The following is an 18,410-nucleotide window of genomic DNA, read 5'->3' as shown; positions in this document are numbered from 1 at the left end:
TGAGAAACTACGGAACAGGCTGCCGAACCCCAGAAAACTCCAGGACGGCGGCAGCGGCACGGTCCGCAGGATCACCATCTCCACCGGCCAAGTAGCGCAAGGATTGGGCAAATTCAAGGCGCTGCGCTTCTCTTTGCGACGGATCATATAAAAGAGCCTGAACAACAGGCGCTATACGCTCTGATACACACTTCTCCTGCAGAAGTTCGGGCACAATCTCACGATCACGTACAATATTGATCAAATTCACAAAGCGAAGCCGGGTCAGGCGCCGAAAGATCCACGCTGTCAGGGGAGCAACGCGATAGATAATACAATGCGGAACGCTGGCCATTGCCAGTTCCAGCGTCACCGTACCCGAGGCAGCAACAGCCGCAGTTGAAGCTGCAAATGCGGCATAGCGATCCTGCTCCCCCCGTACAAGCACAACTCTTGCCGGCCAACTCTTTACAGCTTCTGCAACCATAGCCGAAACGGTTGCCACCGTTGGTACTACAACAACCAGATCCGGGTTCATGGCCACCAAAGACGTTACAACCCCCTTTAACACGGGCAATAAACGCGACGTTTCGCTATGGCGGCTGCCAGGAAGAACACAAAGAACGAGACTATCCGGAGCTATATTGTGCTGTGCGCGGAAAAGCGCCCCATCTCCCTTGTCCGCTCCGCTTCCAACGACAGGATGCCCAACGTGGCAGCACTCCAAGCCATAGGGTCGGAACCAAGCCGGCTCATTGGGAAGAAGACACAAAAGTGATTGTACCGTGCGTGCAACTGTTTTGGCACGGGTTTCTTTCCACGCCCATACCATGGGAGCCACATAATGAATACGCCGCACAGACGGAGAAGCCTTGGCAACCGAACGCTGCAAACGGCCCGTAAACCCCCATGAATCAACTGTGATCAACGCAACAGGTGATTCCTGCACAATGCGATCTGTAAGACTGCGAATGATGGCAAGAACACGTGGAATACGGGGAATAACCTCGACCAGCCCCATAACAGCCAGCGCAGACTGATCAACCAGACTCTCCAGTCCCTCGGCGGCCATACTTTCACCACCAACCCCCATAAAACGAATACGTCCCCCCGTCGCCCGCTTCAGGGCAGCCATCAGGCGCGCCCCCAAGACATCCCCCGAAGGCTCGCCGGTGACAATAAAAAACAGAGGGATATCAGACGTCATGCCAGCACGCGCCCTGCTTCATCAACCCCAACAACAAATAATCCCAGCCGATCTGCTTCAGCAATAGCTTCACTACGATGAACAAGCAGGCCAGCTCCGCTCTGAACGGCCACACCGCGCAAACCAGCTGAAAAGGCGGCCCCAACGGTTTCCGGGCCAATTGTAGGGAGATCTGTACGCTGCTCTTGGCCGGGTTTACGCATTTTGACAAGAACGCCTCCATTCCCGTCCCTGCGCAAATCCAGGCAACGAGACAGCATTGCATCTGTCCCTTCGACCGCCTCGACGGCCAACACAATGCCTTGTTGGACCACGACACCCTGTCCAACATCAAGAAGACCAAGACCCCGCGCTACCTCAGCCCCCCTTATGATATCCTGCCGGGCTTGGTTATCCGGAGAATGACGACCAAGAACCCCGCGTGGCATCACAACATCACGCAACACATCATCAATGCCGATAACCCTGAATCCCTCTGCCTCAAACTCGGCAATCACAGCCCGAAGCAAACCGTCGTCGCCCAGTGCCCGCAAACCAATCCGGGCAAAAAGCCGGGCGGCACGCCAATCCGGACACAAGTCGAGAAACCCCGGACGCCGAACTGCGCCAATCATCACAACATCTGTAACCCCAGCCTTTTTCAGTGCTGAAAACCCCTCTGCTGCGGCCCCCAAGCGAACCCACACATGGGGATGGGCGCCAACCCAAGACGGCTCGGCATAACCCTTGAGAGCCAGCACAAAATAAGGACGGCCACCCTGACGGCACGCATCAGCTGCTTGGGCAGGAAGATCACCGCTTCCTGCTACAATCCCCAGAACCACAGTATGCTCACCCATTGTCCATCGGCCGACAAAACGACCGGGTGGAATCTGTATCCAAGAAACGGACAACAGCCTGAACAGGCTCGCAGTCAGGCCAACGGGACCGGACATCTTCTATGCGTTCAGACAAGACTGATGCGCTGTCACCAGCCTGAAACAATATCTTGAACGCACTTCTCAGGCTATGAATATCAGCTCGCCCAAAACCCCGACGCTTGAGACCGACAAGATTCAGGCCTTCCAAACGAGCACGATTCCCCATGACCGTACCATAGGGAATAATGTCACCTTCCACACCTGATAACCCACCAACCATGGCATGGCATCCTATGCGGACAAACTGATGAACGGCAGCGCCCCCGCCAATAACGGCAAAATCATCGATCTCGACATGTCCACCCAACAAAACGTGATTCATAACCAGAACACCACGACCAATCCGGCAATCGTGCGCCACGTGGCATCCCACGGCCAACATGACCTGATCACCAACAGAAGTCAGCATTCCCCCACCTTCTGTACCAATGTTTACGGTTACATGTTCACGAACGAGGCAGTCGCGCCCAATATCAAGCCGGGACGGTTCACCCTTGTACTTGAGATCCTGGGGAGCCAACCCTATCGAGGCAAAGGGAAAAATACGAGTACCGGATCCAATACGGGTTCTGCCATCAATAATAACATGCGAGAAGACAGTAACATTCTCCCCCAGTTCAACACCGGGACCAATGACAGAAAACGCTCCAACAGAAACACCTTCTGCAAGGCGGGCAGCAGGATCAATGATTGCGGTGGGGTGTATAAAGGGCATAGTGGCATCAACTATCCATAATCATGGCCGCATATGTTGCCTCAGCAACAACAGTATTGCCAACACGTCCCTCTGCCCGGAACTTCCACACGTTCTTGCGGGCATGCTCCTTGAAGACATGCAGCTCCAAACGATCACCGGGAACAACAGGCCGGCGGAATTTTGCACTCTCCACACTCATGAAATACACCAGCTTGCCCTCTGCTGCCTCGCCCAAGGTAGCAACAACAAGAACAGCCGATGTCTGGGCCATGGCTTCAACAATCAGCACACCGGGCATAACGGGACGCCCGGGAAAATGCCCCTGAAAGAATGGCTCGTTAACAGAGACATTCTTTACACCAACAGCAGAAAGCCCAAGACATACATTCTCAAGACAATCCACCATCAACATGGGGTAACGGTGTGGGATCATCTCCATAATCCGTTCCACATCGATCCGCTCAAAATCAACGGACGACGATGGCATCTCTTTGGCTAAATTATTTGTCATCTCAATCTGCCCATCTATCTCAAAAACATGGCGCTAGGAGGACCTACGGGAAATCAGCTTGCCCAAGGCAGCGACCTCGCGCCAGAACTCCTTGATCGGCTTGGCGGGATATCCCATTACCACCGCGCGCGCATCAACATCACGCATCACGCCAGACTGCGCCGCAATCTGGGCGCCATCACCAATCACCAGATGACCGGCAATGCCACCCTGACCACCAATAACAACACCTTTTCCAAGCTTTGTGCTGCCCGATATCCCAACCTGGGAAACGATGACAGAACCAGCCCCTACCTCAACGTTATGGGCAATCTGGACAAGATTATCAATCCGGCAACCAGATCCAATAACCGTATCGGGGCCAGAACCACGGTCAATTGTTGCATTCGCACCAATTTCCACATCGTCCCCAATAACAACACGACCCAGCTGGGGAACCTTCAAATGCCCGGCCGCACCCATCGCAAAGCCAAAACCATCCTGACCAATACGGCAGCCCGGATAGATAATAACCTTGTCCCCCGCAACCGTGTGCGTAACGGATGCATTGGCACCAACCACACATCCCCTGCCCAAAACAACCCCAGTGCCAATAACAGCATTGGGCCCGATGACTGTCCCGGCTCCAATAGAAACACGAGCGCCAACAACAGCGCCGGCCTCAATAACAACTCCGTCGCCAAGGCTGGCTGAAGAATCAAGGACCGCTGACGGGTGGACACTCGGCCCCAGGTGCGAACCAGGGTAAAAAAGCGAGGCTATCCTAGCATAAGCCCGATACGGATCATTGCTGAACAACAGGGCAACGCCCGGAGGCGCTGCATCACGGTGCAATGGATGCACAACGCAAGCCGCCGCCTTAGTAGAACGAAACTGAGGCAAATAAGCCCGATTATCCAGAAAAGAAAGATGACCGGCCCCAGCCGTTGACAGAGGGGCAACGTCATGTATCACCAGCTCCTTGCTCTGGTCAGAGATCTCTGCATCTGCAGCTGCAGCAAGATCAACCAGACGAAAAGGGCCAGCCTTGTTGAAGAAACGTGGATCAGCCAACGAACTACCTCTCTCCTTCCAGAACTCCACCCGTTTCATCTTGCTCCGCTAACATCGACGGATCCAACATGGAAAGATGGGGAAGATCTCTGTTCAGACGCTCCAGAACTTCATCTGTAATATCAACCCGGGGGTCAAAAAGAAAAACTTGGGACCGGTAAAAGACAACGCCCATGCCCTTTTCCTGCGCCACACCATGCACAATTTTTATCAAAGCAGACTGCACCTCAGCGATCGCCGTGGCAAAGGAACGCTCCAAGGCAGCGCGCTTGGCCTGAACCTGCTTCTGGAAACGCGTCACGCGCCCCTGGAATGCCCGTTGACGTCGGGCAAGCTCCTCCGGAGAAAGCGTAGCACGAAGTTTCAAGAGAGACTCATCCTCAGCCCTCAGCTTCTTCTCCTGCTTTGCAGTTTCACCTTGGTAGACCTCTTGGTACCTATCCCGGTCCGCAAAAACCATACGAGCCGCCGAGGACTCCGCCATGATCTTTTGCTGATCCAGAACACCGAAAGCATACTCCTCACGTCCTGCATGCGCCAAAGAGATCTGAAGCAACAAGACAAAGCAGGAAATATAAACCCTGATAACGTACCGCAAATACATCAGAAACGCGTTCCGAAGTTAAAGCGGAAGAACTCTGTCTTATCATAATTCTCTTTTACAAGCGCTTGGGCAAGATCGATGCTGACCGGCCCCATCGGAGACTTCCAGACCAATCCTACGCCAGCAGAAACGCGCGCCTTGCTGGACTTGTTGACCTCAGATGCAAGCACACCGTCCGGTTCACCTGAAATACCATAGTCGATGAACGACTTGGCAGATATACCCAACTCCTCAGGCAGGCCAAGAGGAAAACGAAGCTCTGTCGTACCGGCAGCAATCCACTTGGCACCAAAGGAATCACCCGTCAATTTGTCCCGGGGGCCTGCGCCGCCGTACTTGAAGCCACGCAGGTTATCACCGCCCAAGTAGTAGTTTCTTACAAAACGAACGTCCTGCCCAAGCCCTTCAACAGCACCAATCATGCCCTGCTGCATTAGAACAGCATCGTCGGTAATCGAAATATACTGCTGCGCATCGAGCGCGCCCCTGACAAACTTTTCGCTACCGCCAGCACCGGCAACATCCGTACTCAGACGCACGATATAGCCTTCCTTCGGCTCTATCACATTGTCGCGACGGTCATAGGAAAGGGTCTGCCCGACCATTGACAGAACACTCTTGCCTTCATTGATACGGCTGGCAGATCCAGATTGACGAGCCCCACGCAAATAACGCGAAGCCGTGGCCTTGACCTTGGTAATCTCGGTTTCGCTGACCGTGTAGCGAAGGCCTTGGCGCCAATGCTCGTCATAATCAAAGCCCAAGCGCAAACCAACGCCCATTTCCTTGATGTCGTAAGATGACTCCCGCTGCCGGTCACGCTCACGAGCAAAAACATCAAAACCAGCCGCCAAAGGACGATCAAGGAAGTAAGGTTCTGTAAAACCAAGTTCAACTTCCTGCTTGCGCTCGGCAGCTGTTAACGAGAGCCGAACATCCTGCCCCTTGCCGAGCAGGTTACGCTCACTCAGGGATGTATTAAACAGGGCGCCATCGCTACTGGACCATCCAACGCCAAACATCAAGCTCCCGGTTGAACGCTCGCGCACATCAACCTTGACGGTTGTTTGATCCGGCGCCGTCTCGGAGGGAACATTGGTTACTTCAACTTTTTCGAAAAAGCCAAGATTACGGATCTTATCGCGGGAACGCCGCAAACGCGCTGAATTAAAGGCATCGCCTTCAACAAGCTGCATCTCACGACGCACAACGCTGTCAAGAGTCCGCATGTTGCCCGATATATCGATACGATCAACGTAAACCCGCGGACCTTCCTGAATCTCGTAAACAATATCGATAATACGGGATTTGCGGTCACGTTTCACACGTGGGCGTACATCAACAAAGGCATATCCCAAGGCACCGACAGCATCAGTCAATGCCTGAACAGTTTCCTCAACATAATCCGCATTATACCAATCGCCCTGCTGCCCGACGATGACAGAAGACAGATCAACAGCATCCATATCCGGAAGTGCAATCTCTATCTTTTGCTCTCCGAATGTATAGCGATCACCTTCATCGACCGTGAAGGTCATGAAAAAACCGGAACGATCGGGGGTTAACTCCGCAACTGAAGAAATAACCCGGAAATCGGAGTATCCCTGACGCAGATAGAACCGACGCAGCAACTCGCGATCATAGTTCATACGATCGGGATCGTACGTATCGGAAGAAGACAGGAAGCGATACCAACGCTCTTCCTTGGTCGCAATCATCTCTTTCAGAAGATCATCGGAGTACTTCTTGTTTCCGACGAAATTAATCCTCTGCACATACGTAGACGGCCCCTCATTGACCTCAAAGACCAAGTCAACACGATTTTGCTCAAGCTCTATGATCTTGGGTTCGACAGTAACAGCAAAACGCCCACTGTGCCGATAGACATCCAGAACGCGCTTCACATCCTCCTGAACCTTAGTTCTGGTATAAACATGACGGGGCCGCAGCTGCAACTCTGTCTGAAGCTTCTTCTCATCAATCCGTCTGTTGCCTTCAAAAACAACGCGATTAATGATTGGATTTTCCACGACCTTCACAAGAAGAGCAGAACCGCTGCGGGTGATCGAAACATCGGCAAAAAGACCGGTTGCAAACAAACTCTTCAGAGACCCATCAACACTGTCAGGCCCCAGTTTGTCACCGGGACGAAGCGTCATGTAGGCCTTGACTGTTTCAGCCTCAATTCTCTGGTTCCCCTCGACCCGGATCTCAGAAAGGGCAACAGACGCTGAATCCTGAATCGAAGCCGGGCGGGCATGGGCCTCGGACAGGACCAAACCGGGAGAAAAAGCGAAAGCGAGTGCCCCGACGGCTGTCAGAGTCAGCACAGGAGCCACAAGGGCGGGATAAGAACGACCAGACAAGGAAACCCCCGCACAGGAGAATGACAAAAGCAGAACAGAACAAAACTAGCCGGAGTGCTACCCTGCGATCAATCGCAGAATATCATTCCAAGTCGTGAAGATCATTAGCCCGAAGAGAAGGATAAGTCCAATCCTCAAACCAATCTCTTGGGCTTTCTCGCCCAAGGGGCGACCACAAACAGCCTCCCACGCGTAAAGAACAAGGTGACCCCCATCCAAGGCAGGGATAGGGAACAGATTAATCAGGCCCAGATTAACGGACAAGACAGCGACGAACATAATCATGCTGAGAAAGCCGAGCTGCGCCGCATTGCCGGAATACTCAGCGATACGCACAGGGCCACCAAGATCCTCTACGCCCCTGGTGCCGACAACAATCTGACCAAGAGCTGCCAGCGTACTGACACTCACAGACCATGTGCGATTCACAGCCTCAACAACGGAATCAAGCGGCCCCAGACGTTCAATACGGAACGCTGAACCAGAGGAGGACACACCTAGGACAGGGATTTTCTGTGTCTTCCCAAATCCATCGGGCATCTCCCGCCATTCTGGGACCGTATGGAGAACCAGCTCCTGCCCATTGCGCAGAACCGTTACACGCATGGGGGCCGCACCGTAAACAGGCACCAGCATACGAAGATCCTCGAACTGACGAACAGCCCGCCCTTCTATAGCTGTAATTTCATCTCCGGGCTGAATGCCGGCTGCAGCCGCCGGACTTCCTTCGCTGACACGATCAACCACAGCCGGCGTAAATGGTTTGCCAACAAACATGAAAACCAGAGAGAATACGACAAGGGCAAACAGGAAATTTGCCGCAGGCCCCGCAAAAACAATGGCTACCCTTTGCCATACCCGTTTGGATGCAAAAGCACGCTCACGATCTTCAACAGCCACATCGGCAGCAACCGCACTGGAGGCATCGGCATCACCCAGAAATCGGACATAGCCCCCTAATGGAATCAGCGATATTTTCCAGCGTGTTCCGCGCGCATCGTCAAAACCGATGATTTCAGGACCAAAGCCAATGGAAAAGACCTCTACATGCACGCCATTCCAGCGGGCAACAAGAAAGTGCCCAAGCTCATGGACAAAAACCACGACGGTCAGCGTCAGAAGGAACGGAACGAGATAGGTGGAGAAAAATGAAAGAACATCCATGACGCAACGTATCCGTATCCTTCAGGAATTTATGAAGACCGCAATAACACCATCAACCGGAACCAGAAGCTACTCCGGATAATCGGGCCTGACACATCTGTACCGCAATCGCGCGGGCCTGATGGTCAACTTCCAGAACATCAGAAAGATGTTCTGGCTCCGGGCAGCCCGAAAGACGGGCCAACGTTTCCTCGACCACAGCGGCAATATCGGTAAAGCGTAAGGAACCATCAAGAAAACGGGCAACCGCAATCTCGTTGGCTGCATTAAGAACAGTCGGGGCACCACCACCCTGACACAGGACAAAACGAGCAAGACGAAGAGCAGGAAAACGGCTCTCGTCAGGAGGCTCGAATGTCAGGGAACCCAAGGTACGCCAGTCCAGTCTGTCCGTCAGGGCCTCCATACGGCCAGGCCATCCAAGAGCAAAGGCAATCGGAATCCGCATATCCGGCGCACCCATCTGCGCAAGGATAGATCCATCCTTGTAAGACACCATGGAATGAATAACAGACTGCGGATGAACAACAATATCGATGCAGTCTTCATTGACACCAAAAAGGTGACTAGCTTCAATCAGCTCCAGCCCCTTGTTCATCATCGACGCAGAATCAACCGAAATCTTCGCCCCCATGGACCAGACAGGGTGAGAAACAGCCTCATCCGGAGTTACATCGCACATCTGCTCCAAAGAGAATTGGCGGAAAGGACCACCAGAAGCCGTCAGCGTCAATTTTTCGACCTGATCCACCACGGACTGGTCAAGAGCCTGGAAAATGGCGGAATGCTCTGAATCGACAGGCAAAAGAGTTGCGCCGCAACGCGCCACCTCAGACATAACAAGGCGACCCGCACAAACAAGCGATTCCTTGTTTGCCAAAGCAACAACGGTTCCTTGCCGAACAGCGGCCAAGGTCGGAGCAAGACCAGCAGCCCCCACAACAGACGACATGATCCAGTCAGCCGGCCTGGACGCAGCATCAACAACAGCATCCAATCCTGCAGCAACCTCCGTACCTGTGCCGGCCACCGCCATCTTCAGGTCAGAATAAAGAGCCGGATCCGCAGTAACGACAACTTCAGGGTGAAAGGCACGAGCCTGCCGCGCTAAAAGATCAATGTTACGATTACCAACCAAGGCAACAAAATGCCACCTCTCTGGGTTGGCAGACAGAAGATCAAGAGTGCTTGTACCGACTGACCCCGTCGATCCAAGAATAGAGACACGACGAGGGCCAACAGGCTCTGTACGGTGAACCGGGTATCGCATCACCAAGACCCCAAGCCTCCACCCAAGGCGAGAACAACCAAAACAACAACGGGCGCTGCCGCAACAAGGCCATCAAGACGATCAAGAATACCACCGTGCCCCGGTATAATCCCACTGCTGTCCTTGACCCTGAAGCGCCTTTTCACAGAAGACTCAAAAAGATCGCCAACCTGAGCCACAACAGCAAGAAGTGCTGCAAGAACCAACGCAAGCAGCCAGCCCGGCATACCCAGCATGAATGGAAACGCAGCACCCGTTACAGCAGCACACACCGCACCACCCAGCAAACCAGCCCATGTCTTGTTCGGGCTGATCCGTGGGGCAAGCTTGGGGCCACCGATAGAGCGCCCACAAACGTAAGCTCCCGTATCCGTTGCCCACACAACGAATAAAAGCCACATGAGAGTCCAAACATCAGTCTCGCCACGCAGCCAAGAAAGAGCAAGGCACGGAAGGCCAATATAAAGCACACCCATAGCAAGCCAGCCTGAGCGGCTGAATGCCGCAACAACCAGCGTTCCAACCCATACAAGCCCCAAGGAAATAAAGGGCGAATGAGGTGCCAACAGGGCAGACACAAACGTAGTTCCGGCAGCAAGCATCCCGCAACCACCAAAACGCCCCCTGCACATTCTGTCCCACTCCCAAATCATCAAGGCAGACGCAAGAGCAACGACAGATGAAAAGGCAATATCACCAAACCAGACGGCCAAAAGAACAACAGGAGCAAGAAACAACGCCGAACAGACTCTGGCTCCTAACACGGATACCCCCATACACGATAAAGACAGTCAGCCCGTCAAGGCGCCAAAGCGTCGGTCCCGCACCGCAAAAGCCTGTAAACACTTTGCAAGTTCAGCCTTATTGAAGTCAGGCCACAAGACATCTGTAAAAACAAACTCTGTATAAGCACACTGCCACAGAAGAAAATTACTGATTCTTTGCTCACCGCTGGTCCGAATCAAAAGATCAGGATCGGGCAAACCGGGAATCATCAAAGAAGACGAGAACAGATCCTCGGAGATTGAGCCTGCATCCAGTAATCCATCCCGAACCATCCCGGCTAACTTCTGAACCGCTGAAACAATCTCAGCCCGACTGCCATAATTAATTGCGATCACAAGATCAAGAGAACTATTGCCAGCTGTTCTTTCTTCTGCATCGGCCATCAGGGCAACAATATCGTCTGCCAATCCAAAGCGATCACCCATAAACCTCAGGCGCACACCCTCAGCATGTAGACGTGATATCTCAGACTTTAGATAAAGACGAAGCAACCCCATCAAGGCAGACACCTCGGACTGCGGCCGCTTCCAGTTCTCGGACGAGAAGCCAAACAAGGTCAGCTGATCAATACCAAGCGAGGGAGCAGCCTCAACCACAACCCTCACAGCGTCGGCGCCACGCTTGTGACCGGCCACCCGGGGCAGTCCTCTTTTCTGCGCCCAGCGACCGTTACCATCCATGATGATTGCCACATGCAAGGCTATAAACCCTTCAGCTTGTTAGAAACCTGCTAAAACAGAAGCTACACGACAACACTATACCTGCATGATCTCTTTCTGCTTATGATCAAGAACCTCATCCAAGGACTTGATCGTCTCATCGGTCATCTTCTGTATTTCAGCGGTATAAGTATGAAGCTCATCCTGTGAGATCAGTCCATCTTTTTCCATTTTCTTCAGGTTGTCATTCCCGTCACGACGTACATTACGCACGGCAATCCGTGTTGTCTCTGCATACTTGGCCGCAACTTTCGTCAATTCCTGGCGCCGTTCCTCTGTCAAGGGAGGGACCGGAATGCGAATGGTCTGGCCATCCGCCATGGGGTTGAGTCCAAGGCCGGCATCACGAATAGCCTTCTCAGCTGCCTTGACCATTCCCTTGTCCCAAACGCTGACCGTCAACATCCTAGGCTCAGGAGAACCAACAGTACCCACTTGGTTCAATGGCATGCTCTGGCCATAAGCCTCAACCTGCACAGGATCAAGGAGGCTGATGTGCGCACGTCCTGTGCGCAAACCGGCAAACTCTTTTCTCATCACCTCGACGGCCTGCTCCATACGGTGCCGGATATCTTTCTTCAGCGAGGCATAGTCACCAGCCACGATCAATTCTCCTCGGAAATAACAGTATAGCGCCCCTCACCACGCATAACAGCGGCAAAAGCACCATTTCCATGCATGTTAAAAACAACAACAGGCAAGCGATTTTCACGTGCCAACGCAATAGCTGAGGCATCCATGACACGCAAATCCTTTGTCAGAACCTCTGTATAGCTCAGCGTTTCATACCGCTTGGCATTACAATCTTTTCTTGGATCAGCAGAATAGACGCCGTCAACTTGGGTAGCCTTCAGCAAGGCGTCACAATTAACCTCAACAGCACGCAAGGCAGCGCCTGTATCTGTTGTGAAAAACGGGTTACCTGTACCTGCTGCAAAAATGACGACCCGCCCCTTCTCCATGTGACGCACAGCCTTGCGCCGAATATAAGGCTCGCAAACAGCAGACATAGGAATAGCAGACTGGACGCGGGTATCAACACCCATCTGCTCCAGCGCATTCTGCACGGCAAGCGCATTCATAACCGTAGCCAGCATTCCCATATAGTCGGCACTGGCACGGTCCATCCCCTGCGCGGCACCAGAAACACCGCGGAATATATTGCCACCGCCAATCACCAAGCAAACCTGCACACCGCCCTGCACAACAGACCGCACATCACGGGCAATAGCCTCAATAACAGCACGGTCCATACCGTATTCACGATCCCCCATCAATCCTTCGCCAGATAGCTTGAGCATAACGCGGCGACAGGTTGACAGGACAAACATGATCAGAACTCCAAAAGGCACAGTGGATGAAAGAATGACACGAAGACATCAAGACGCAAGCGGAAGGGGGCAACACTCGCCAGATTGCACAACGTTGCCGCCTACCACATCAACACAGGAAGTGCAGATCCAAACAAGGATCAAGCATGCCCCGCAGCTGCAGCAACCTCGGCAGCAAAGTCGGATTCTTGCTTCTCTATTCCCTCACCCAAGGCAAACCGCACAAAGCCTTTCAGCTCCACAGGCTTCCCGAGTTCTTTGGCCAGATTGGCAACGACGGCAGAAATTCTTGTTTCACCATCGATGACAAAAATCTGCTCGACCAAGCACACTTCCTCGTAAAACTTCCGCAACCTGCCATCAACCATCTTGGAAATGATGTCCTCGGACTTTCCGGATGCACGGGCCTGATCGGCCAACACATCACGCTCCCGGTCCAAAGCAGCTGTATCCACCAGATCCTTGTTAAGGTACTGCGGATTAGCAGCCGCAACGTGCATGGCGATCTGCTTGCCCACTTCCTCAAGACGAGCCACATCACCTTCGGATTCCAGCGCAACAAGAACACCGATCTTACCAAGGCCAGGCTTGACTGCCGTATGGACATAAGAAGCAACAATACCAGAAGACACCGATAGCGCCTGGTAACGTCGCAGGTTCATATTTTCACCAATAGAGGCAATCGCTGCAGTCACTTCATCAACAACAGTGCGGCCAGAGCCCGGGAAAGCGGCAGCTTTCAAGGCATCAACATCACCATCCACACCAAGGGCCACCTGGGCAATGCCCTGCGCAAGGGACTGGAACTGATCATTGCGGGCCACAAAGTCTGTTTCAGCATTAAGCTCTACGACTGCAGCACGTGTGCCGGTGGCAGCAACAGCGACCAGCCCCTCGGCAGCAACACGCCCTGCTTTCTTGGCAGCAGCCGCAAGCCCCTTCTTTCTCAGCCAATCAACCGCAGACTCAAGATCCCCACCAGTCTCGGACAGCGCCTTTTTGCAATCCATCATGCCGGCGCCAGATGTTTCACGCAGTTCTTTCACCAGTGCAGCAGTAATTTCAGCCATTAGGGTAACACCTTCTTCTTCAGGGCACCGAGACCGACCAGCAACAGAACAAAATGGCCGGGAAGCTCGATACTCCAGTTATCTCGAAGAGCCTCACGTGCAGTGGGCCACTCAGGAAAACGGCGGCAACTGCTGTCGCCGCCGCATCGCTTCAACCGCGAACGCCTCAGGCCTCTGCCTGGGCACTGTCATTCTCGGCCACAAGGACCGGCTCAACAGGAGCCGCTTCCGATGCGCCAATATCAACACCAGCAGCCGTCATCTCTGCCTGGATACCCGAAAGAACAGATCCCGCAATCAGATCACAGTACGTGGTGATAGCACGAATGGCATCATCATTACCTGGAACGGGGAAATCAACACCCTCCGGGCTGGCGTTGGAGTCAACGATGGCAACCACGGGAATGCCAAGCTTGCGGGCCTCAGCAACAGCCAGATCTTCCTTTGTCACGTCGACAATAAAGAGAATGTTGGGCAGGCCGCCCATATCCTTGATCCCGCCCAAGGCACGATCAAGCTTTTCCATCTCGCGGGTCAGGCTGAGCTGCTCGCGCTTGGTAAAGCTGTTGACAGCGCCGCTCTCGAACATCCCCTCCAGCTCACGCAGGCGATTGATGGAATTGGATATTGTCTTCCAGTTGGTCAGCATCCCGCCAAGCCAGCGGTGATTGACGTAGTACTGTCCGCAGCGACGGGCTGTTTCAGCAACAATATCCTGCGCCTGGCGCTTGGTGCCAACAAACAGCACACGACCACCTGAAGACGTGACTTCACGCACCTTTTCCATGGCGCGCTGCAACAGCGGAACGGTCTGCTGCAGATCAATGATGTGCACGCCATCACGAACCCCGTACAGATAGGGCTTCATGCGGGGATTCCAGCGACGCGTGTTGTGACCGAAGTGACAGCCAGCCTCGACCAGCTGACGCAGTGTAAATGTCGGAAGAGCCATTATTTCCTCTTTTCCGGTTGATACCTCCACAGGGCAAGTGGCCGAATAAACGGCACCGGATGGACCAGAAGCCCCTTGGAGGGGGACAATGGGCCCGTGCACCCGTGTGTGTAGTTTTTCACAAGGCTGGTTGTTTATCGTGCCGGGCCATGAATTGCAAGCCTGGATATCATGCCGGCGGTCCAAGCCTAGATTTCCCGCACCTCCAAGACCCCGGGAACATCCTTCAGGGCACCAAGGGTATGGCCGGACAAGGCAAAGCCTTGGCGAAGAGGCATCTCAACCTCCTGAGATCGTGTTCTGGCCACCAGAACAACCCGGCCATGCCCATTGGCATCAGAGTCAATAATCTGGCGCACCTTGCCAAGGCAGGATGGAGCATCAAAAACAACCATAATTTTCTTGGTTGCCCTGGAAACGGCATTATCCAAGCTTTCAACATGCTGGACAGACAACCTGACCTGATCGCCATCCAACCGGGCATCCACACTCAGGAGAAGCGGCTTGCCAGAGTCCAGCAGATCCCTACTGGATGACAGAATCTCGGAAAAGAACATGGCTTCGTACCCGCCACCCGCATCCGAAAGGCTGACAAAGGCATAACGGGAACCATTACGTCCGGTTTTTTCCTTACGCCCCCCTACAATAGCAGCCATACGTACCGGCGTTTGCCCTCCATTCCGCAAATAAATTACAAGGTCAGAGGAAGGAACAGCATCAAGCCGCTCCAGGGTTGTTTTGTAAGCATCCAAGGGGTGTGCCGACAGGAAAAAGCCAATGGCGGCCCGCTCTTCATTCAGAATATCTGTCCTGGACCACTCTTCCCCTGCGGGCAAATCAAAGCGTGGAACCGTATCCGCAGGACCAAACAGGCTGACCTGGGACGAGGCACGAGCCTCTGCAGCGGCTTGGGCATGCCGTAAGAGAAGCTCTATACCAGCAAAAAGCCGTGCACGGGATGGCTCCAGACAATCAAAAGCCCCGGCCCTGACCAAATTCTCAAGCAACCTCTTGTTGATAGCACGGCTGTCCACACGCCCGGCAAAGTCCTGTACAGAGCGAAAAGCACCGCGACTTCTGCGTTCCGTCACCAGTCCCTGCATCGCAGCCTCGCCCACGTTGCGGACAGCCGCCAGCGCATAACGTACGGCCCCCTGTGGGTTGGGATCGCCAAATTCGACACCGAACTGAACATCAGAAGCATTGATATCAGGCGGCAGAAGCGGAATACCCAAACGCTGTAGCTCCCCCCTGAAAGAGGCCAGCTTGTCTGTATTATGCATATCATACGTCATGATTGCAGCCATGAATTCAACCGGGTAATTGGCTTTCATGTACGCTGTCTGATAGGCTACGTACGCATAGGCTGCAGCATGGGACTTGTTGAAGCCATAGCCAGCAAACTTGGCGATAGTATCAAAAATACCGGAAGCTTGACCGGAGGCAATGCCGCGCTCTGCGCACCCCTGCACAAACATGGCGCGCTGCTGGTCCATTTCCTCCTTGATCTTTTTCCCCATGGCCCGACGCAGAAGGTCAGCGCTACCAAGAGAATAGCCGGCCAGAACCTGGGCTGCCTGCATGACCTGCTCTTGATAAATCATGATCCCGTATGTTTCCTTCAGGATCGGCTCCAAGCTTGGGTGCATATAGTCAATCGGCTCGGTACCCTGCTTGCGGGCGATGTAGGAAGGAATATTATCCATCGGACCCGGCCGATACAGGGCAACAACCGCGATAATATCTTCCAGGCAGTCGGGTTTCATCCGTGTCAGGACGTCCCGCATTCCTTGCGATTCCAGCTGGAACACGCCTGCGGCCTCTCCACGGCCAAGCATATCATAGGTTTTCGTATCATCCAGAGGCAGGGAAGACAGATCGATCTGTATCCCCCTCTCACGCAACAGATTAACAGCCTTCTGCAGTACGGTCAGCGTTTTCAGGCCAAGGAAGTCAAATTTTACAAGCCCTGCCGATTCAACCCACTTCATATTGAACTGGGTTACCGGCATGTCCGACCCAGGATCGCGATACATCGGAACCAACTGGTCGAGAGGACGATCACCAATCACCACACCGGCCGCATGGGTTGATGCGTGTGAATAAAGTCCCTCTAGGCGCTGACCAATAGACAGCAACTGGGCAACCTGGGGGTCACTGTCACGCAGGGCCTGCAGCTGCGGTTCTTGAACAATGGCTTCCTGCAAGCTGACGGGGTTGGCAGGGTTGTTGGGCACCAGCTTGCAGATACGGTCAACGTAACCCAGGGGCATTTCCAGAACACGACCAACAGACCGCAGCACAGCCCTAGCCTGCAACTTTCCAAAAGTTATAATCTGCGCAACACGGTCACGCCCGTATGTTTTCTGAACATAGTCAATGACTGCCCCTCGCCGCTCCTGACAAAAATCGATATCGAAGTCCGGCATTGAAATGCGTTCCGGATTCAGGAAACGTTCAAAGAGAAGCTGGAAGCGGAGGGGATCAAGGTCTGTGATGGTCAGCGCCCATGCGACCAAGGAACCAGCACCGGAACCACGCCCCGGACCAACGGGTACGTCGTTGTCTTTTGCCCACTGGATGAAATCAGCAACAATGATAAAGTAACCAGGGAATCCCATCTGGATAATCACATCCAGCTCGAACGCAAGCCTTTGATAGTAAGGCGCGGCGGCCTTCACTTTTTCGTCCTCTGTCATACCCGGCGTATAAACATGAACAGGCAGGCGCCTTTCCAACCCTTCGCGGGCCATCTGGCGCAACACATCTTCTTCTGAACTGTCCACGGCACGCGCTGAACGCGGCAAGATTGGCTTGCGCTTCTCCACCATCACTGCACAGCGGCGAGCAATTGTCAGTGTATTGTCAGTGGCCTCCGGCAGATCCTGAAACAGCTCACGCATTTCGGCTGCCGATTTCAGGTAATGTTCCGGCGTCAACCGCCGCCGATCGGTCGCAGAAACCGTCAGTTTCTGTGACATACAAATCAAGACATCATGAGCCTCGAATAACTCGCGATCCGGGAAATAACAATCGTTCGTGGCGACAAGAGGAATCCCGTGCTTGTAAGCAAGATCGAGAAAAACAGGCTCGGTTTTGTTTTCTTCCGGAGTGTCATGGCGCTGTATTTCCATATAGAGTCGCCCGGGGAAAACCGACGCAAGCCACTGCAACTCAGCCTCAGCAGGCTGTAGCCCACCATTCAGGATCCGGTAGCCAACCGGCCCGGAAACCCCGCCCGTCAGACACAACAATCCTTCGCTTCGGGCTTCCAGATCCGGGCGGCGTATCTTTGGCACCTCACCACTCTCTGCCGCCATGAAGGCATGAGAAATCAGCGCGATAAGATTACTGTAACCAACAGCATCCTGACACAACAGAACAAGATCATCAAATTGGTCGGGCACCATATCCCGCCGACCCCGCGGGGGTTCCGTATCCCCACCGCGTTCCACGGCAACCTGACATCCGACAATCGGTTGCACACCATCGGCAGCCAACGTTACCGAAAACTCCAGCCCACCGAACAGGTTGCGGGTATCAGTAACGGCAACAGCCGGCATGCCACGTTCGCGACATATCTTGCCAAGCGTCTTGATTGGTATCGCCCCTTCGGACATTGAATAGGGCGTGTGAAGGCGGAGGTGAACAAAGGCATTCTGCATAGTCTGCCCAAGATGCCAGAACACAGCAGGAATCGCCAGACCTGGCGATAAGGATGGAGAGAGCCCAGGCCACATACACAATTTCCCATAAATAAATTGCGGAAAAAGGATGATGG

At 53.7% G+C, this 18,410-nt stretch carries 16 protein-coding genes; all 16 read right to left on the bottom strand.

Features of this window, described 5'->3' with window-relative positions; translation table 11 throughout:
• Positions 1-7: 7 nt before the first annotated feature.
• A complete protein-coding gene (gene lpxB, locus HEQ60_RS00945; protein WP_168068580.1) occupies positions 8-1,186 on the bottom strand; it encodes a lipid-A-disaccharide synthase in 1,179 nt (392 codons plus the stop codon).
• Positions 1,183-2,025 (bottom strand): LpxI family protein, encoded by an 843-nt coding sequence (locus HEQ60_RS00940; RefSeq protein WP_168068578.1) that lies wholly within the window; start codon positions 2,023-2,025, stop codon positions 1,183-1,185. Before HEQ60_RS00940 ends, lpxB begins: the two co-directional genes overlap by 4 nt.
• Positions 2,018-2,821 carry an acyl-ACP--UDP-N-acetylglucosamine O-acyltransferase gene (lpxA, locus tag HEQ60_RS00935; RefSeq protein ID WP_168068576.1) on the bottom strand — a complete coding sequence of 268 codons (804 nt, stop codon included), beginning with the start codon at positions 2,819-2,821 and terminating at the stop codon, positions 2,018-2,020. Before lpxA ends, HEQ60_RS00940 begins: the two co-directional genes overlap by 8 nt.
• Positions 2,822-2,828: 7 nt before the next feature.
• Positions 2,829-3,314 (bottom strand): 3-hydroxyacyl-ACP dehydratase FabZ, encoded by a 486-nt coding sequence (gene fabZ, locus HEQ60_RS00930; RefSeq protein ID WP_245176908.1) that lies wholly within the window; start codon positions 3,312-3,314, stop codon positions 2,829-2,831.
• A gap of 33 nt (positions 3,315-3,347) precedes the next feature.
• A complete protein-coding gene (gene lpxD / locus HEQ60_RS00925) occupies positions 3,348-4,367 on the bottom strand; it encodes a UDP-3-O-(3-hydroxymyristoyl)glucosamine N-acyltransferase (protein ID WP_168069100.1) in 1,020 nt (339 codons plus the stop codon).
• Between the two features lie 4 nt (positions 4,368-4,371).
• Complete coding sequence (locus HEQ60_RS00920; protein WP_168068574.1) at positions 4,372-4,971, bottom strand: OmpH family outer membrane protein; 600 nt, start codon at positions 4,969-4,971, stop codon at positions 4,372-4,374.
• Positions 4,971-7,337, bottom strand: coding sequence for an outer membrane protein assembly factor BamA (gene bamA, locus HEQ60_RS00915; RefSeq protein ID WP_245183678.1), 2,367 nt, complete (start codon positions 7,335-7,337; stop codon positions 4,971-4,973). The genes HEQ60_RS00920 and bamA overlap by 1 nt, the downstream gene beginning before the upstream one ends.
• Positions 7,338-7,394: 57 nt before the next feature.
• Positions 7,395-8,501 (bottom strand): RIP metalloprotease RseP, encoded by a 1,107-nt coding sequence (gene rseP, locus HEQ60_RS00910; protein WP_168068572.1) that lies wholly within the window; start codon positions 8,499-8,501, stop codon positions 7,395-7,397.
• 52 nt (positions 8,502-8,553) lie between these two features.
• Positions 8,554-9,771 carry a 1-deoxy-D-xylulose-5-phosphate reductoisomerase gene (locus tag HEQ60_RS00905; RefSeq protein ID WP_168068570.1) on the bottom strand — a complete coding sequence of 406 codons (1,218 nt, stop codon included), beginning with the start codon at positions 9,769-9,771 and terminating at the stop codon, positions 8,554-8,556.
• Positions 9,771-10,535 (bottom strand): phosphatidate cytidylyltransferase, encoded by a 765-nt coding sequence (locus HEQ60_RS00900; RefSeq protein WP_168068568.1) that lies wholly within the window; start codon positions 10,533-10,535, stop codon positions 9,771-9,773. The genes HEQ60_RS00905 and HEQ60_RS00900 overlap by 1 nt, the downstream gene beginning before the upstream one ends.
• Before the next feature lie 27 nt (positions 10,536-10,562).
• Entirely contained in the window at positions 10,563-11,255 is a 693-nt protein-coding gene (locus HEQ60_RS00895) for an isoprenyl transferase (RefSeq protein ID WP_280842029.1), read from the bottom strand.
• Positions 11,256-11,312: 57 nt separating this feature from the next.
• On the bottom strand, positions 11,313-11,834 hold the full coding sequence (gene frr, locus HEQ60_RS00890) for a ribosome recycling factor (RefSeq protein ID WP_066136797.1): 522 nt from the start codon (positions 11,832-11,834) through the stop codon (positions 11,313-11,315).
• 47 nt (positions 11,835-11,881) lie between these two features.
• Positions 11,882-12,607: a UMP kinase gene (gene pyrH / locus HEQ60_RS00885; RefSeq protein WP_168018760.1), complete on the bottom strand. Its 726-nt coding sequence runs from the start codon at positions 12,605-12,607 to the stop codon at positions 11,882-11,884.
• A gap of 140 nt (positions 12,608-12,747) precedes the next feature.
• A complete protein-coding gene (gene tsf, locus HEQ60_RS00880) occupies positions 12,748-13,677 on the bottom strand; it encodes a translation elongation factor Ts (RefSeq protein ID WP_168068566.1) in 930 nt (309 codons plus the stop codon).
• Between the two features lie 166 nt (positions 13,678-13,843).
• A complete protein-coding gene (rpsB, locus tag HEQ60_RS00875; protein ID WP_168068564.1) occupies positions 13,844-14,629 on the bottom strand; it encodes a 30S ribosomal protein S2 in 786 nt (261 codons plus the stop codon).
• A 188-nt stretch (positions 14,630-14,817) separates the two neighbouring features.
• Positions 14,818-18,294, bottom strand: coding sequence for a DNA polymerase III subunit alpha (dnaE, locus tag HEQ60_RS00870; protein ID WP_168069093.1), 3,477 nt, complete (start codon positions 18,292-18,294; stop codon positions 14,818-14,820).
• Positions 18,295-18,410: the final 116 nt, after the last annotated feature.

Source organism: Haematospirillum sp. H1815, assembly GCF_012102705.1.
Lineage (GTDB): Bacteria > Pseudomonadota > Alphaproteobacteria > Rhodospirillales > Rhodospirillaceae > Haematospirillum.
Note: the sequence above shows the minus strand (reverse complement) of the source record. Positions and strands in the feature narration are given on the sequence as shown.

Excerpts from the sequence above, each read along its gene's own strand:
- frr (WP_066136797.1), bottom strand. The coding sequence starts at position 11,834 with ATGGAGCAGGCCGTCGAGGTGATGAGAAAAGAGTTTGCCGGTTTGCGC.
- lpxA (WP_168068576.1), bottom strand. The coding sequence starts at position 2,821 with ATGCCCTTTATACACCCCACCGCAATCATTGATCCTGCTGCCCGCCTT.
- rpsB (WP_168068564.1), bottom strand. The coding sequence starts at position 14,629 with ATGGCTCTTCCGACATTTACACTGCGTCAGCTGGTCGAGGCTGGCTGT.
- tsf (WP_168068566.1), bottom strand. The coding sequence starts at position 13,677 with ATGGCTGAAATTACTGCTGCACTGGTGAAAGAACTGCGTGAAACATCT.
- lpxB (WP_168068580.1), bottom strand. The coding sequence starts at position 1,186 with ATGACGTCTGATATCCCTCTGTTTTTTATTGTCACCGGCGAGCCTTCG.
- HEQ60_RS00940 (WP_168068578.1), bottom strand. The coding sequence starts at position 2,025 with ATGGGTGAGCATACTGTGGTTCTGGGGATTGTAGCAGGAAGCGGTGAT.
- fabZ (WP_245176908.1), bottom strand. The coding sequence starts at position 3,314 with ATGACAAATAATTTAGCCAAAGAGATGCCATCGTCGTCCGTTGATTTT.
- rseP (WP_168068572.1), bottom strand. The coding sequence starts at position 8,501 with ATGGATGTTCTTTCATTTTTCTCCACCTATCTCGTTCCGTTCCTTCTG.
- HEQ60_RS00905 (WP_168068570.1), bottom strand. The coding sequence starts at position 9,771 with ATGCGATACCCGGTTCACCGTACAGAGCCTGTTGGCCCTCGTCGTGTC.
- dnaE (WP_168069093.1), bottom strand. The coding sequence starts at position 18,294 with ATGCAGAATGCCTTTGTTCACCTCCGCCTTCACACGCCCTATTCAATG.
- HEQ60_RS00920 (WP_168068574.1), bottom strand. The coding sequence starts at position 4,971 with ATGTATTTGCGGTACGTTATCAGGGTTTATATTTCCTGCTTTGTCTTG.
- pyrH (WP_168018760.1), bottom strand. The coding sequence starts at position 12,607 with ATGTTTGTCCTGTCAACCTGTCGCCGCGTTATGCTCAAGCTATCTGGC.